A 14,283-nucleotide genomic window follows, 5' to 3' on the forward strand; every position below is an offset into this window, starting at 1 on the left:
AAATTTTATCTAAAATTAATAGCTTTTGCAGGTGTAATTTTAGATATCATATACGAAGGCAAAAGTAATACAATTGCACAAACTAATAACGCTCCTGCATTTAATAAAACAATTGTGCCAAAGTCTAAATAGACTGGAGCTGTTGATAAATAATAGTTTTCTGCTGGAAGTTTTATAATTCCGAAATATTTCTGAATGAATAATAATCCAAGTCCAATTACATTTCCAGCAATTAATCCTGGTAACATGATAAATAATGCGTAATTGATGAATAATTTTCGGATTCGCCAATTTGTCGCACCAAATGCTTTTAAAATTCCGATTGAATGTGTTCGTTCTAAAATTAATATCAATAAAACCATCACCATATTAATCACCACCACAAAAAGCATGATAAAAAGAATAATGACAATATTTTTGTCGAAAATCGAAATCCAATCATTAATCTGAGCAAAAGATGCTGTTGCTGATTCTGCATACAAATTATATGGAATATTTTCTTGCACACGCTTTGCAACTGGATCAATATTTTCGACATCATTTACAAATAGTTCGAAACCACCAACAGTTGTCGAATCCCAACGATTAAGGCGTTGCACATGCTTGATATCACCAAACATAATTTGATCGTCAAAATTTTTGATATCAGTTTTGAACAATCCAGAAATGGTAAATCGACGATAAATAGGCTTTGTATCTTCTTGAATAAAATACATCACAAACGAACTATCAACATCCAATTTCATTTCGTCCGCAATCTTTTTAGATAATAAAACCTCATCCATTATCGAATCTTTATTGATTCGAGGAAAATGTCCTTTTACCATAAATTTTTCGAAACGAACCGAATCATAATCTGTTCCAACTCCTTTGAACACCACACCACTAAAGTTTTCATCCGTTCGGATAACACCACTTTTATTGGCAATTGCTTGTACATGTTCTATTTCTGGAATCGATTTAAACTTTGGATAAAAAGCTTGATGAAGTGATAATGAATCGGAATTTAATGACGTATTACTATTATAGTTTCTAATCGTAATATGACCATTAAAATCGGCCAATTTTTCTTTGATTGCCATTCTTGCTCCAACACCAGTCGAAATTGTCACCAAAGAAACAATCAACCCTAATGCTACCGCAATTTGACCTACTCGAATAATAATACTCGATAAGTTATTTTTAGTATTTTTACCAAGCGCAATTTTTTTTGAAAACCACCAAGAAAAACTCAAATTATATATTTTTTATAAGATTAAAACTAACTTTAGGCTTTAAATTCGTCTAAATTCAAATGATTCAAAACGAAATGAAAAACTTTGTCAAATATACATCAATTGGTTTACTTAGTTCAGTTATTTTTTTCGGCTTTTCTACTCCAATTTTAGCTCAAAATAATACATCAAAAACGATAGATAATCATTCAACTATTCTTGTTGGAGCAGAAAATACAACGCAATATCTTTCGAAACTAAAAGGTAAAAAAGTTGGTTTAATTTCAAATCAAACAGGAATTGCTACAATTAATGGAACAACGATGCATACAGTTGATTTGTTGTTAAAAAACAACATAAATGTTATAAAATTATATTCTCCTGAACATGGTTTTCGTGGTGATGCTGATGCTGGAGCGAAAGTAAAATCTGGTGTTGATTCTAAAACAGGCTTGCCGATTGTTTCGCTTTATGGCGACAATAAAAAACCAAAAGCAAATCAAATTTCGGATGTTGATGTTTTGATTTTTGACATGCAAGATGTTGGTGCTCGTTTCTATACTTATATTTCCACTTTGCATTATGTAATGGAGGCTGCAGCTGAGAATGGTAAAAAAGTAATTGTATTGGACAGACCAAATCCGAACGGACATTATGTAGACGGACCAGTGATGAAAAATGAATATAAATCGTTTGTTGGTATGCACAATGTTCCGATTGTTTATGGAATGACGATTGGCGAATATGCACAAATGATAAACGGTGAAGGTTGGCTAGCAAATGGTGTAAAAGCAGATTTGGAAATTATTCCACTTATCAATTATACCCATCAATCCAAGTATAATTTACCAGTAAAACCATCACCAAATTTACCAAATGCTCATGCGATCAATTTGTATCCAAGTACATGTTTGTTTGAAGGAACAAACGTCAACGAAGGTCGTGGAACAGATATTCAGTTTCAAGTTTATGGTTCACCATTCCTAAAAAATATGCCTTATCAATATACGCCAACTTCAAAACCTGGTGCAACAAGTCCAAAATTCAAAGATGAAGTTTGTTACGGTGAAGATTTATCGAATGTTCCGTATCAATCTGCCATCAATTTAAAATGGCTTATTAATGCGTATAAAAACAATACGAAACAACCTTTTTGGACGATGAATGGTAAAAAGTTGTGGATTGATCAACTTTCTGGAACTGATGAATTGCGCAAACAAATAGAAGCAGGTTTATCAGAAGAAGAAATAAAAGCAACTTGGCAAAAAGATTTGGAAGCTTTCAAGAAAATAAGAACAAAATATTTGATTTATAAGGATTAAATTAATGCAAGTTAAAAGAAGCGTTCTTCAGAAGCTGTCTACAAATGAATTAAATTCTTATATCAAAGATGATTCTAGATTTGTTCCTGAAGCAATAAAAATAGCTTTCGAAATTTTAAAAAATGAACGAAATGTTCAGTTTTCTGAAATTGAAACAACTCGAATTAAAAATTTAATTTCATCTAAAATTATTTATCATGAAAAAGAAAAAAAGAAAAATTCTTTCGAACCAAATTTAGTTGAAGACATTGAGGAGAATAATGAAGTTCCAAAACTTCATACTAAAACTGAAATTGTTTTTCATTCAAGCGTATTTTTTTCTTTTATTGGAGCTGTATTATTCTATAAAAATCTAAAAAAAATTAAAGACATTATGCTCTTTCATTATGTCATTTTAGTTCTTTTTAGCCTTTTAATGTTAGTTTTTGATTATTATTTGTACGAATATATAGTTAATCATCAAGAAGAATTATCACATATTAAATACAAACGTTTTGGTAATTTCGGGATATTTATAACAATTCGTGGAATAGCAAATTTCATTCTTATTAGTTTAATATGGAATTACTTTTTTGGAAAAGATTTTAAGTATAGGGAATTAAAATAATTAAAAACGGAAGCCAAATTTGACTTCCGTTTTATATGTTTTAGAATGATTATTTTTCTCCTACAACAGCAGAAATAGATTCGCCTAATTCTTTTACTTTTTCATATAATTTTGTTGAACCTTTTTCAAATTCAATTGTAATTTTTCCTTCTCTTGCTTTTATTTCTAAGGAATCTCCTTCTCTCCAAACCTAATTTTTTCCTTCAGTCACTGGTTTTCCAAATACTTTTCCGATTTCTTTGATTGCATTTGCCGACTTTGGTTTATCAAAAATTGCTGAGTATGAATATACTTCGTTGCTATCACTCACACTAACTGAAACATTAGAATGAGTTGTTGAACTTGAATTTTTGCTAACTGATTGTGATTTAGCTGTTTGTCCGTTACAAGCAAAAGCTATTAAAGTTATTGCGATAAATAATGTCTTTTTCATATTTTTATTTTTTTATAAAATTCTGAAAAAGATTAATTTGCATTGGTTAATGAACGGTTAACGAAGCGTTAACACAAAACGAGCTACAAAATAATTGTAGCTCGTTTTTAAGTATTAAATTTATTTATATTTTTTGTCGCAAGAATTTTATCTCCAAGATTTTTAATTTTATCTACAATTTCTTGATTATCTGTACTTTTTTGAATCTCCATTTTAAGTGAATTATCATTCAAAATAATTTCAAAACTTCCTCGTCCAGTCCAGATATAACCAGATTCTTCCAAAATTCCTTCACCAAATTCTTTCTCGATTGTTTTCTTTATAATCTCTTTTTTATCCGAATTAAAAGTTCCTTTCATCGAGTAATAAGACTCCGTATTATTCGCTCTCAATTGTGCAAAAACTGCAAACGTTAATAACATTAAGAACAAGCTTAAATATTTTTTCATTTAAGGTCTATTATTTAAGATAAATATATGAAATTTTTCAGCAAAAAACATTTTATAATTCGTTTAATATTTCAATAGTTAAGAATTCTCCAGTCATCGAATCAAAAGAAAATAAACAGTTTAGACGACTATAATCATTTGCCAAACGATTTGGATCATTATTAATAATTCTTTGATAATCATTATTTTTACGAATCTGAGTTTCATCAACATTTCTATTCAAATCAAAAATATTTTGACCTTCATAAACCTTACAAATTGGATTTGGAGAAAGATAAAATTTAATCGAAACAATCATTTCATCAACAATTTTCATCGAAATACCTTTTTCTTTGTACAATACAATTTTTCCTTGAGAAATATTTTGCTCTGAAATGTCAGATTCAAATTCAGTTTGAAATGATTGAAATAATTCGTCATTTACCGATTTTCCTATCAAAGAAAAATACTGATTTGGATTGGCTTGAAATAAGTTTGTCATATTCTATAGAATTGATTTCATAAAAAAACCTTTCAAAAAATAGAAAGGTTTTGATTAATTATTGAGTTAAAAATCTTAGTTTTCTTTCAAATAAACTCCATCAGCTTCAAAATTATATTGCAACTGAGGTTTTGTAATTTTCGCAATTTCTTCTTTCGATTTTCCTGCGTCTTCTGCATAATGGCGCAATTTCTCAACAGAAATTTCACTTACAAAAGCTTTTCCGTGCACGACAACATTTGCTTTTTCACCATCTAAAGGCATAAAAAATCCATAATCTTTGAAACGCACAAACGACTGTTCTTCGCCTTTTCCAAGATCAACTTTCATCCAACAACCTTTCTTTTTGCAAACAGATTCTATCGTCGAAACAAACTGAACATTTTCCAAAGAATCACCACTTTTCATTTTATCGTATAACTTTCCAAGTTCATTTTTCGTCAATGTATTTTTGATATCAAACGATTCTCCATACACTTGATACGCGTATAAATCGTCTATTTTTGCGGTTCCGTTATCTAAAATTTTTGATTGAGATTTAGAAGCTTTTTCAGTTTTAACCTTGGTTTCTTTTTTCGTTTGAGCATTAGTTGTCAAAGCAAAAGATGTTAAGGCACAAAAAGTTAATATATATTTTTTCATATTAATTTTATTTAGTTCAAATTTAAATAATTATCCATCAATAATTTAATATTTGGATAAGAATTTTCTAATAACTCAGGAATTTCATTCTCTTTTTTCCATTCAACCGACTCAATTCCTTCTTCAGTTTGTGGCAAAGGCAATTCAACACCGTCATAAAAAACTTCGAACCAAAATGTTTCTTTGATAATATATTCTCTCAAAAAATAAATATGAAAAGTTGGTATTAAAAATCGTTTCAACTCCAAATTTGTCAAACTACACTCTTCTTCAATTTCACGAATTGCAGATTGTTCTCTCGATTCTCCTTTCTCCATTTTACCTTTTGGCAAATCCCATTTTCCAAGTCTAAAAATGAACAAATAATCGTCTTGCGGATTACGAACAATTCCGCCCGCAGCTTGTATATGTTTGTAATATTTTAAGAATTTCGTCCAAACATCATCAATATCTTCACTAAAAATATTGACTAAAGTTGCTGCTTTTGATGATAATAAATGAAAAGATTCATCAAATTGAGCTTCATTTTGAAACAAAATATTTTTTGCTTCTGGATTAGATTGGTTGCTGAAAGTTAACAAACTTTCATTAAAAAAAACTTTGTACATTTGAACGATTTGTTACAAATTTATAAAAAACTCACAAGGATATGAAGGTAAATACAAATAAAGTCCGTTTTGCAAAAAATCAACAAGAAGCATACACTTTTTTGTTGGATATGAAGAATTATGAGCAATTGATGCCAGAGGATACAAAATCGTTTGAAATTCACGAATCTGGAAAAGGATTTACGGTTGGTGTTGGTGCTTTACCAAAGGTTGGAATGCGTTTGAAAGAGACAGTTGAGCCATCGAAAATTGTTTTCGAATCTCCTGCACCTGCTTTTGAATATACTTTGACAATTTCTATTGATGCTGTTGATGAGAATTCGTCTGATGTTACGTTAGATTTTGATGGAAATTTCAATATGATGATCGAAATGATGGCAAAAAAACCATTAACATCTTTCATTGAAACTATTGCAGAAAATTTAGGAAAAATAGGCTAAGACTATTTTTCGATAAATAAAATTCCTAAAACTGTTAAATAAACTTTATATTTTAAAGTTATTTAGCAGTTTTTTTATCTAAATTATTTTTTATGAAACACTTTTATTCAAAAATAATTCTCCTACTCTTTTTTACTTTTACACTAAATAGTTTTTTATTTGGTCAATATATTCTGGTAGATACATCTTTATCGAAAGAAGAATTAATTGATAAATTTATTGGAACAAACACAGGTTGTATTACTATTTCTAATATTAATATTTCTGGATACAATAGATCTTATGATGAAATAAGCTATGGTTATTTTACAAAAGGAACTAGTAATTTTGATCTTTCCGAAGGAATTATTTTATCTACTGGAAAAGCAAAAGCTGCTGAAGGTCCAAATGCTACTTTACAAAGTTTTTATGGAATTAATTGGGGAGGAGATCAAGACTTAATTGATATTTTGATACAATCTAATTTACCTCATGACAAAATTTTAAATGCTACATCTCTCGAATTTGATTTTGTATCAAACCTTACAACAGATCAAATTAGTTTCGAGTACATGTTTCTTTCAGAAGAATATCGAATTGATAATTGTGATTATTCTGATGCTTTTGCCTTCTTAATCAAAAAAGCAGATAATTCTGAACCTTATCAAAACATTGCATTAATTCCAAATACAACTATTCCTGTTACTTCATTAACTATAAATGGCGCAAGAGATTGCCCTCGAAATATATCATATTTTGGAGGTTTTAATTCTGCAAATAGTCCAACGAATTTCAATGGACAAACAAAAGTTTTGAAAGCAAACGCACAAATAGAAGCTGATACAAAATATCACATCAAATTGGTTATTGCCGATCATGGAGATTCAAGAGGTCGTTATGATTCTGCCGTTTTTTTGAAAGCTGGAAGTTTTGTAGGGTCAAAAAGTTTAGGTTCTGATGTTATATTATGCTCTGGAACATCTGCAACAATAGATGCTACAACTACCAATGCTACAGCCTATAAATGGTACAAAAATGGTGAAGAAATTATTGGTGAAACAAATGCAAAATTAACCGTAACCGAAACTGGTTATTACGAAGTAGAAATTACACAAAATACAGGTTGTTCTTTGAAAGGACATATTAATGTTTCTGTACAAAAAGAACCGCAAATATATCAAAATCGTTTTTCTATTTGTGATGATGATTTAGATGGAAAAGCACAAATAAATTTAAATGACTATACTGATAGAATTGTAGAAGATTACTCTAATCATCAAGTGAAATATTTTGAAACTGAACAAGATGCTAATGATAATATTTCTGCTGAAATAACGAATTTCGAATTAAATGAAATTCAGACATCTAAAGAAGTTTGGATTCGTGTTCAAATCGAAACTTGTAAGCCTATTATTAAAGAAATTACTTTTACATTAAATCATTTAAGTGTTGCAAACATAATTCCTCCAATAGAAATTTGTGATGAGGATTTAAGTAATAATGAAGAAATCAATTTATCAGATTATGTTGATGACTTGGTTACAGGTATTTATGGATCTCCAACTTATTATTTAAGCGAAGCTGATGCAAAAAATAGACAAAATACAATCAACGCAACACGAACTATCAATTCTGATCAAACATTTTGGATAAGATTTAGACAAAATGGTTTATGCGAAAACGTTGCTCCAATTCATTTTATTTTCAAACAATCAGGAAAATCATCAACCTTAAAAGATCTTACAATTTGCAAAGGAACAACGACGACTTTAGACGCAGGTCCAGGATTTAAAACTTACGAATGGTTACATAATGGCGACAAAAATCAATCAATTACAAATGTTCCTGTTGGAACTTATTATGTGAAGTTAGGATTGAATGGTTGTTTTTATACACAAGAAGTAAAAGTTATTGAAGCCGAAGATCCAACTATTCAATCTATCGAAATTCAAGGTTCTACGGTGACCATAAAAGTCACTGGATCTACGCCTCCATATCTGTATTCATTGGATAATGGCACTTTTCAATCTTCAAATATTTTCACAAATGTAACTTTAGGAACTCATACAATTTCTGTGAAATCGGCAGATAATTGTTTGCCTATTTCGAAAGAATTTTCGCTGATTAAACTAATCAATTTTATTTCTCCAAATGGTGATGGTAAAAATGATGTGTTGGATTATTCGCAATTAAAAAGTAAAATCAATCCGAAATTTGTCATTTATAATCGAAAAGGAAAATTATTATTTACAGGTTCGGAAGCAAACAATTATACATGGGATGGAAAATTGAATGGAAAAGCGCTACCTTCCGATAGTTATTGGTATATTATCGAATGGACTGAACCAAATTCAACTCAAACTCAAAAATTTGAAGATTGGATTTTATTAAAAAGTACTTATTAATGAATAATTGGATAAATTTTCCTAAAAAGGATTTGATGCTCGAAATTTATTTTTCTGAACAAAATATGGAGGACAAAACTTTATTATTTTGGAATCAAATTAAAATTTCTCCTGAAATATGGAAATGTGATGATGTTATTGAGGATAATTTTTGGGTAGTTGCTGTATACGAAAATTATTTGATTTGGTACAATGATATTGAAGAAGGTTTTAATGTTTCGAGATTCAAAATTAAAGGTGAAATAGTAGAATATAACGCTTCTAAAGATGAATTAAATTTCGCAATTAAAGCACTTAAAAATAAAATCGAATCTATTTAAAACAAAAAACCAGAAGATTAACTTCTGGTTTTTTTGTGATATATAATTTCAAATGATTAGCTCATTGATTTTTCGAAACGCTTACGATCTACTTCTTTTAAGTGAATTTTACGTAAACGGATGAAATTTGGAGTTACCTCGATACATTCATCAGCTTGGATATATTCCATACATTCTTCCAAAGTCATTTCTGTTTTTGGAGCGATAGAAGATGAATCATCTTTACCAGCTGCACGGATATTGTTCAATTTTTTAGCTTCAACAACATTTACTACTAAATCATTGTTACGAGAATGCTCTCCGATAATCATTCCTTCGTAAACTTCTTCACCTGGCTCGATAAAGAATTTTCCACGATCTTGTAATTTATCAATAGAATAAGGAGTTGATGTACCTTGATCTTTCGAAATAATTACACCTGCAGAACGACCAGCGATTGCTCCTTTGAATGGTTTATATTCTAAGAAAGTGTGTGCCATTACAGCTTCACCAGCAGTAGAAGTTAACATTTGAGAACGTAATCCGATTAATCCACGAGATGGAATTTCGAACTCTAAGTGTTGCATTCCTTCTTTTGCTTCCATTACTAATAAATCACCTTTACGTTGAGTTACTAAGTCGATTGCTTTAGAAGAATAATCATCCGGAACATCAATAACTAATGTTTCATATGGTTCACATTTTACACCATCAATTTCTTTGAAGATTACTTGAGGCTGACCAACTGTCAACTCATAACCTTCACGACGCATTGTTTCAATTAATACAGATAAGTGCATGATACCACGTCCGTAAACTAATTGTGTATTAGAATCTTCTGTTGGCTCTACACGTAAAGCTAAGTTACGCTCTAACTCATCTTCTAAACGCTCTACTAAGTGACGAGAAGTAACAAATTTACCGTCTTTACCAAAGAATGGAGAGTTGTTAATTCCGAAAGACATATTCATTGTAGGCTCGTCGATATGCATAACTGGTAATGCTTCTGGATTTTCTGGATCTGCAATTGTATCTCCAATTTGGAAACCATCGATACCAACAACAGCACAAATATCACCCGCTTTTACCTCAGTAGCTTTTACTTTACCTAAACCAGCAAATGTATATAATTCTTTGATTTTATGTTTTTTGAACGTTCCATCAGGTTTTGTTAAAGCAACCCAATCCCCTTCTTTAATAACACCACGGCTTACTTTACCAACTGCAATACGTCCTAAGAATTTAGAATAATCTAAAGATGTAATTTGCATTTGTAAAGAACCTTCGTAAGCTTCTGGAGCAGGAACATGTTCAAGAATACCATCCATTAATGGAGAAATATCGTCTACACGTACATTTTCTGTATTGAACCATCCTTGTTTAGATGAACCATAGAATGCTGGAAACTCCAATTGCTCTTCTGTTGCATCTAAGTTGAAGAATAATTCGAAAACTTTGTCATATACCTCATCAGGACGACAGTTTTCTTTGTCAACTTTGTTAATTACAACTAATGGTTTTAATCCTAATTCTAATGCTTTACTCAAAACAAAACGCGTTTGTGGCATTGGTCCTTCGAAAGCATCTACTAATAAGATAACCCCATCAGCCATTTTCAACACACGCTCAACTTCTCCACCGAAATCCGCGTGACCAGGAGTGTCAATCACATTGATTTTTACACCTTTATAATCTACCGAAGCATTTTTAGAAAAGATCGTAATCCCTCTCTCACGCTCGATATCATTGTTATCCATGATTAATTCACCAGACTCTTGGTTTTCTCTAAAAACGTTTCCGCTGTGAAGAATTTTGTCAACCAATGTAGTTTTACCGTGGTCAACGTGTGCGATAATCGCAATATTTCTAATGTTTTGCATCCTTGAAAATTATGGGTGCAAATTTACGACAAATTTATTTTTTATTACTATAGATTTTATTTAATTTAATGAAATCGCAACAAACGTATGTTATTTATCGTTTTTTATTACCAAATGGGTTGTACGATATACCAAAGTTGAAATAGAAAGATGATTTTGGTCTATACTCGTATATATAGTCATTAAAAGATTCATTTTTTTCAAAGATTCTTCCTGTAGGAATGCTACGTAGTCCTGTTTTTACAGTACCAATAAAATCACCAATTCTATGTTCATACATTACACCACTATTAATTTCTGTTTGTCTAAATTCAAATGTTTTATTTGATTGATCAAAATAGAATGATGTAACATCCATTTCGCTCCCAAGAGAAAATCGACCATTATTAAATACATCTTTTTTCATCATTATTCTTTTAGGAAGTATGATATCGGCTACCCAACCATTTTTAAATTTATGTTCGTAAGAAATAATTGGGAATGTAGGTACTTGCGAACTAGGATCTATAATTACAGCTAAACCTAAAAGTAATTTAGTTCTTTCGTTTGCCGTAATCATTATACTACCTGTTAGTAAACCACGGAATCTTTCAAAACTATTTTCGTTACCATCAACTGATGCAGTAGCAGAATATATAGCTGTTTTTTTCCACAGTTTAGAAATGTGACTTACTGTTACAGCTTCCGAATGATAATGAAAGTTTTGTTTCGTTTCATTCATAGTAGAACTAAGGTTATCTATATTTGCTGTTGTGTACTTATAATTAAGTGCTGTAGATATTGTCCATTTCTCTTTTTTGAAAAAATACAAATTAGCATTTGCTTTTATTTGTTGAAAATTTTTCACTTTACTTTCAGGTAAATTAAAGTTGCTATCTTCTAACTTTTGAGAAAACTTATAAGGTGTAAGATTTGTATATTCTACATTAAGTACACGAGTAAAGGGGAATTTATCTGCGACAAAAGCAACAGCTCTTTTTTGAACACTATCCTTTTTCTGAGCAAAAGACAAAGTTGAAAGTAAAAGCAATAAACTTGTAATTGCTTTTTGTTTTATTGAATACATTAATTATTATTTGATTTCGTGAATACTCGATTGAAAAAAATTGAAGACAAATACTTTATCATAAATCTTACTGATATTGTGTTCTTCTATCGTTTTTAAAATTGATTTTAAGGTTGTATCTAACTTGTCATTTACAAGGACAAACCAAGATTCCTTGTTTCTATTTATAGAAATTGTTTCGTTATTTATAAGATTAGAAATATCCATTAATTTCACTTCTTTAATAAGTTCATTTTTTTCAATAATACAAAAATCATGATGTATACAATCTACAATTTCTAATGTCGGATCGTAACATTGTATAAAACGATTAAGATCTGTTATTTGAATAATTTTATCTTCTTTTTCTGTTGCAGAAAAATCTAGAAGATTTAATTTATTTACCCAATGATTAAAATTTTTCACACTCATAGTATTTCATGTTTTGTAAATTGAATGGCTAAGAAAAGTATAAAAAAATGGTTTTAATAGTTTTTTATACCAACACTAGATTTTTTTATACCAACCATAAAAAAAAGAAGAAGTATAATAAAAACAATGGTTTGTATAAACTTTAATAATGGAATAGATTTATCAATTACCTTTGTTATAGATAAGATTTTTTTATAAAAATGAATTCATTGTTACCTCAATCAAAAAATCAAAAAATTATAAATTTTCTAGTAGATAAAAAGTTTAGATTTTCTCGTCATTTACTTTTTATTGCTGGATTTTTATTAGTGATATACAGTTCTGCATTTGTATCTAACTATTATGGTATCTATAGATATTATGTTATTCTATTACTGTTTGTAGTATTTGTATTAAAAACATACATCAATATTTATATATTGGTTCCAAAGTTCTTTTTTAAAGGTTACTATATTTTATATCTATTACTATTAACAATTTTAGTTTATGTAGGTATAAATATTATTGGTCAATCATTAGATGTGTTTTTTGAAAAGTATAGAATAGCAAATCCTAGACAATTTGGTGAAAATATAAGAAGAGGCTATGAAGGGCTTATAGTTGTTGTGCCAATTATTATGATGACAACAACATTAAAGCTTTTTCAGAAATGGATTGCAGATAATAGACAAATATCTGAATTGAAAAATTTGACATTTTCAATGGAGATAAATGAGTTGAAAAATCAAATTAATCCTCATTTTTTATTCAATATGTTGAATAATGTAAAAGCATTAATTAGAAAAGATCCTGAGGTAGCGACAGATGTTATTATGAAACTTTCAGATTTTTTAAGGTATCAGTTATATGAAAATAATGAAGAAAAAACACCTGTTTCCTCAGAATTGAAATTTTTAGCTAATTTTTTAGATTTAGAGAAAATTCGTCAAGAAAATTTAAATGTAGTTATAGAGACTGAAGCGAATAAAAGCGAATTAAACTCGACATACATTCCACCTAATTTATTTACAACGTTTGTAGAAAATGCCATAAAGCATAGTGTTAATTTAAATGGAGATGCAACTTATATAAAGGTGAAAGTTTCGATTATTGATAATCATTTACACTTTTTTTGTATAAATTCTTTAGATCCTAATTACATTATTCCAAATAATAAATTTAAAGGTTTGGGACTTCCAAATATTACAAGAAGATTAGAACTTTTATATGGTAAAATGTATACTTTAAATATAGAATCTACAAAAAATGAATATGTTGTTAATTTAATAATCCCAATATGAATTGTATTATAATAGATGATGAGCCTTTGGCAAGTGAAGAAATGGAGTTATTAATAAACGAAGTTTCTGAATTAGAAATTTTGGGAAAGTTTCCGAATGCAGCTTTAGCTTCAAAGTTTTTAAGTACAACACAACCAGATGTTATATTTCTTGACATAGAAATGCCATTGATTAATGGGATAGAGTTTGCACAAAATGTACCTAGAAATACTTTAATAATTTTTACAACAGCTTATTCAAGATATGCAATAGATAGTTATGAATTAGATGCCATCGATTATTTATTAAAGCCAATCGATAAAAAGCGCTTAGAAAAAGCGATAAACAAGGCGACGTTTTATAACAATTTTCTTACAACTAAAAAGGTTGAAGAAAATACTGTTGAAGAGAATGATGATAATTTTTTATTTATAAAAGCCGACAGAAAACAATATAAAATAAGTTTTTCTGAAATATTGTTCATAGAAGGTTTGAAAGATTATGTAGTGCTTTATACGACGACACAGAAGTTAATTACGGCAATGAATTTAAAAACGATTCATCAGAAAATAGATTCAGAATTTTTTATACGCGTTAGTAAATCATATATCATAAATTCAAAACATATCAATTCATTTGATAATCATACAATTTATATGAACGAGTTTGAGATTCCAATAGGAGAAACCTATCGATCAGAATTCATGCTGAAATACTCGAAAGGAAATTAAATTAAAAGAGAATAGTATAAATAAAAAAAGCCAAACATTTCTGTTTGGCTTCGTGAC

The 14,283-nt window shown here is 29.3% G+C and carries 16 protein-coding genes; 7 read left to right on the forward strand and 9 right to left on the reverse strand.

From position 1 onward, the window contains the following. Nucleotides 1-5 precede the first annotated feature (5 nt). Complete coding sequence (locus HXZ69_RS00080; RefSeq protein WP_115001360.1) at nt 6-1,235, reverse strand: ABC transporter permease; 1,230 nt, start codon at nt 1,233-1,235, stop codon at nt 6-8. Between the two features lie 74 nt (nt 1,236-1,309). Here HXZ69_RS00080 and HXZ69_RS00085 point away from each other — a divergent pair, with 74 nt between their 5' ends. Both HXZ69_RS00085 and HXZ69_RS00090 read left to right on the forward strand, forming a co-directional pair. Beyond that, nucleotides 1,310-2,536, forward strand: coding sequence for an exo-beta-N-acetylmuramidase NamZ family protein (locus HXZ69_RS00085; protein WP_286494646.1), 1,227 nt, complete (start codon nt 1,310-1,312; stop codon nt 2,534-2,536). A gap of 4 nt (nt 2,537-2,540) precedes the next feature. Beyond that, entirely contained in the window at nt 2,541-3,143 is a 603-nt protein-coding gene (locus HXZ69_RS00090; RefSeq protein WP_180904946.1) for a hypothetical protein, read from the forward strand. A 190-nt stretch (nt 3,144-3,333) separates the two neighbouring features. Here HXZ69_RS00090 and HXZ69_RS00095 read toward each other — a convergent pair whose 3' ends face one another. The 5 genes from HXZ69_RS00095 to HXZ69_RS00115 form a co-directional block, all read right to left on the reverse strand. Then, complete coding sequence (locus HXZ69_RS00095) at nt 3,334-3,576, reverse strand: hypothetical protein (protein ID WP_286494647.1); 243 nt, start codon at nt 3,574-3,576, stop codon at nt 3,334-3,336. 107 nt (nt 3,577-3,683) lie between these two features. Then, nucleotides 3,684-4,025, reverse strand: a complete 342-nt coding sequence (locus tag HXZ69_RS00100) for a hypothetical protein (RefSeq protein WP_115001366.1) — start codon at nt 4,023-4,025, stop codon at nt 3,684-3,686. Between the two features lie 52 nt (nt 4,026-4,077). After that, nucleotides 4,078-4,506 carry a hypothetical protein gene (locus HXZ69_RS00105; RefSeq protein ID WP_286494648.1) on the reverse strand — a complete coding sequence of 143 codons (429 nt, stop codon included), beginning with the start codon at nt 4,504-4,506 and terminating at the stop codon, nt 4,078-4,080. Between the two features lie 75 nt (nt 4,507-4,581). Further along, entirely contained in the window at nt 4,582-5,148 is a 567-nt protein-coding gene (locus tag HXZ69_RS00110) for a DUF4920 domain-containing protein (RefSeq protein WP_260391928.1), read from the reverse strand. A gap of 11 nt (nt 5,149-5,159) precedes the next feature. Then, on the reverse strand, nt 5,160-5,756 hold the full coding sequence (locus HXZ69_RS00115) for an NUDIX hydrolase (protein WP_125348791.1): 597 nt from the start codon (nt 5,754-5,756) through the stop codon (nt 5,160-5,162). A gap of 41 nt (nt 5,757-5,797) precedes the next feature. Between HXZ69_RS00115 and HXZ69_RS00120 the strand changes: the two genes are divergently transcribed. The 3 genes from HXZ69_RS00120 to HXZ69_RS00130 all read left to right on the forward strand — a co-directional run bounded on the left by HXZ69_RS00120 (nt 5,798) and on the right by HXZ69_RS00130 (nt 8,900). Continuing rightward, on the forward strand, nt 5,798-6,196 hold the full coding sequence (locus HXZ69_RS00120; RefSeq protein WP_038334509.1) for a hypothetical protein: 399 nt from the start codon (nt 5,798-5,800) through the stop codon (nt 6,194-6,196). 92 nt (nt 6,197-6,288) lie between these two features. Continuing rightward, on the forward strand, nt 6,289-8,580 hold the full coding sequence (locus tag HXZ69_RS00125; RefSeq protein ID WP_286494650.1) for a choice-of-anchor L domain-containing protein: 2,292 nt from the start codon (nt 6,289-6,291) through the stop codon (nt 8,578-8,580). Beyond that, entirely contained in the window at nt 8,580-8,900 is a 321-nt protein-coding gene (locus HXZ69_RS00130; protein ID WP_125348788.1) for a hypothetical protein, read from the forward strand. The genes HXZ69_RS00125 and HXZ69_RS00130 overlap by 1 nt, the downstream gene beginning before the upstream one ends. A gap of 56 nt (nt 8,901-8,956) precedes the next feature. Here HXZ69_RS00130 and typA read toward each other — a convergent pair whose 3' ends face one another. The 3 genes from typA to HXZ69_RS00145 all read right to left on the reverse strand — a co-directional run bounded on the left by typA (nt 8,957) and on the right by HXZ69_RS00145 (nt 12,236). Then, a complete protein-coding gene (typA, locus tag HXZ69_RS00135) occupies nt 8,957-10,759 on the reverse strand; it encodes a translational GTPase TypA (RefSeq protein WP_286484746.1) in 1,803 nt (600 codons plus the stop codon). 94 nt (nt 10,760-10,853) lie between these two features. Continuing rightward, nucleotides 10,854-11,825, reverse strand: coding sequence for a hypothetical protein (locus tag HXZ69_RS00140; RefSeq protein WP_286494652.1), 972 nt, complete (start codon nt 11,823-11,825; stop codon nt 10,854-10,856). A gap of 6 nt (nt 11,826-11,831) precedes the next feature. Further along, the gene (locus tag HXZ69_RS00145) at nt 11,832-12,236 is read right to left on the reverse strand and encodes a hypothetical protein (RefSeq protein WP_286494653.1); all 405 of its coding nucleotides are present in this window, start codon (nt 12,234-12,236) and stop codon (nt 11,832-11,834) included. 200 nt (nt 12,237-12,436) lie between these two features. Between HXZ69_RS00145 and HXZ69_RS00150 the strand changes: the two genes are divergently transcribed. Together HXZ69_RS00150 and HXZ69_RS00155 are read left to right on the forward strand one after the other, a co-directional pair. After that, nucleotides 12,437-13,516 (forward strand): sensor histidine kinase, encoded by a 1,080-nt coding sequence (locus HXZ69_RS00150; RefSeq protein ID WP_286494654.1) that lies wholly within the window; start codon nt 12,437-12,439, stop codon nt 13,514-13,516. Further along, nucleotides 13,513-14,226, forward strand: coding sequence for a LytR/AlgR family response regulator transcription factor (locus HXZ69_RS00155; RefSeq protein ID WP_286494655.1), 714 nt, complete (start codon nt 13,513-13,515; stop codon nt 14,224-14,226). The genes HXZ69_RS00150 and HXZ69_RS00155 overlap by 4 nt, the downstream gene beginning before the upstream one ends. Nucleotides 14,227-14,283 lie beyond the last annotated feature (57 nt).

This window comes from Empedobacter sp. R132-2, from assembly GCF_030324375.1.
Taxonomy (GTDB): domain Bacteria; phylum Bacteroidota; class Bacteroidia; order Flavobacteriales; family Weeksellaceae; genus Empedobacter; species Empedobacter falsenii_B.

What these genes read in the sequence shown, in the direction of transcription:
- HXZ69_RS00130 (WP_125348788.1), top strand. Translation starts at nt 8,580, where the DNA reads ATGAATAATTGGATAAATTTTCCTAAAAAGGATTTGATGCTCGAAATT.
- HXZ69_RS00120 (WP_038334509.1), top strand. Translation starts at nt 5,798, where the DNA reads ATGAAGGTAAATACAAATAAAGTCCGTTTTGCAAAAAATCAACAAGAA.
- HXZ69_RS00150 (WP_286494654.1), top strand. Translation starts at nt 12,437, where the DNA reads ATGAATTCATTGTTACCTCAATCAAAAAATCAAAAAATTATAAATTTT.
- HXZ69_RS00110 (WP_260391928.1), bottom strand. Translation starts at nt 5,148, where the DNA reads ATGAAAAAATATATATTAACTTTTTGTGCCTTAACATCTTTTGCTTTG.
- typA (WP_286484746.1), bottom strand. Translation starts at nt 10,759, where the DNA reads ATGCAAAACATTAGAAATATTGCGATTATCGCACACGTTGACCACGGT.
- HXZ69_RS00100 (WP_115001366.1), bottom strand. Translation starts at nt 4,025, where the DNA reads ATGAAAAAATATTTAAGCTTGTTCTTAATGTTATTAACGTTTGCAGTT.
- HXZ69_RS00125 (WP_286494650.1), top strand. Translation starts at nt 6,289, where the DNA reads ATGAAACACTTTTATTCAAAAATAATTCTCCTACTCTTTTTTACTTTT.
- HXZ69_RS00115 (WP_125348791.1), bottom strand. Translation starts at nt 5,756, where the DNA reads ATGTACAAAGTTTTTTTTAATGAAAGTTTGTTAACTTTCAGCAACCAA.
- HXZ69_RS00145 (WP_286494653.1), bottom strand. Translation starts at nt 12,236, where the DNA reads ATGAGTGTGAAAAATTTTAATCATTGGGTAAATAAATTAAATCTTCTA.
- HXZ69_RS00095 (WP_286494647.1), bottom strand. Translation starts at nt 3,576, where the DNA reads ATGAAAAAGACATTATTTATCGCAATAACTTTAATAGCTTTTGCTTGT.
- HXZ69_RS00105 (WP_286494648.1), bottom strand. Translation starts at nt 4,506, where the DNA reads ATGACAAACTTATTTCAAGCCAATCCAAATCAGTATTTTTCTTTGATA.
- HXZ69_RS00140 (WP_286494652.1), bottom strand. Translation starts at nt 11,825, where the DNA reads ATGTATTCAATAAAACAAAAAGCAATTACAAGTTTATTGCTTTTACTT.
- HXZ69_RS00090 (WP_180904946.1), top strand. Translation starts at nt 2,541, where the DNA reads ATGCAAGTTAAAAGAAGCGTTCTTCAGAAGCTGTCTACAAATGAATTA.
- HXZ69_RS00085 (WP_286494646.1), top strand. Translation starts at nt 1,310, where the DNA reads ATGAAAAACTTTGTCAAATATACATCAATTGGTTTACTTAGTTCAGTT.
- HXZ69_RS00155 (WP_286494655.1), top strand. Translation starts at nt 13,513, where the DNA reads ATGAATTGTATTATAATAGATGATGAGCCTTTGGCAAGTGAAGAAATG.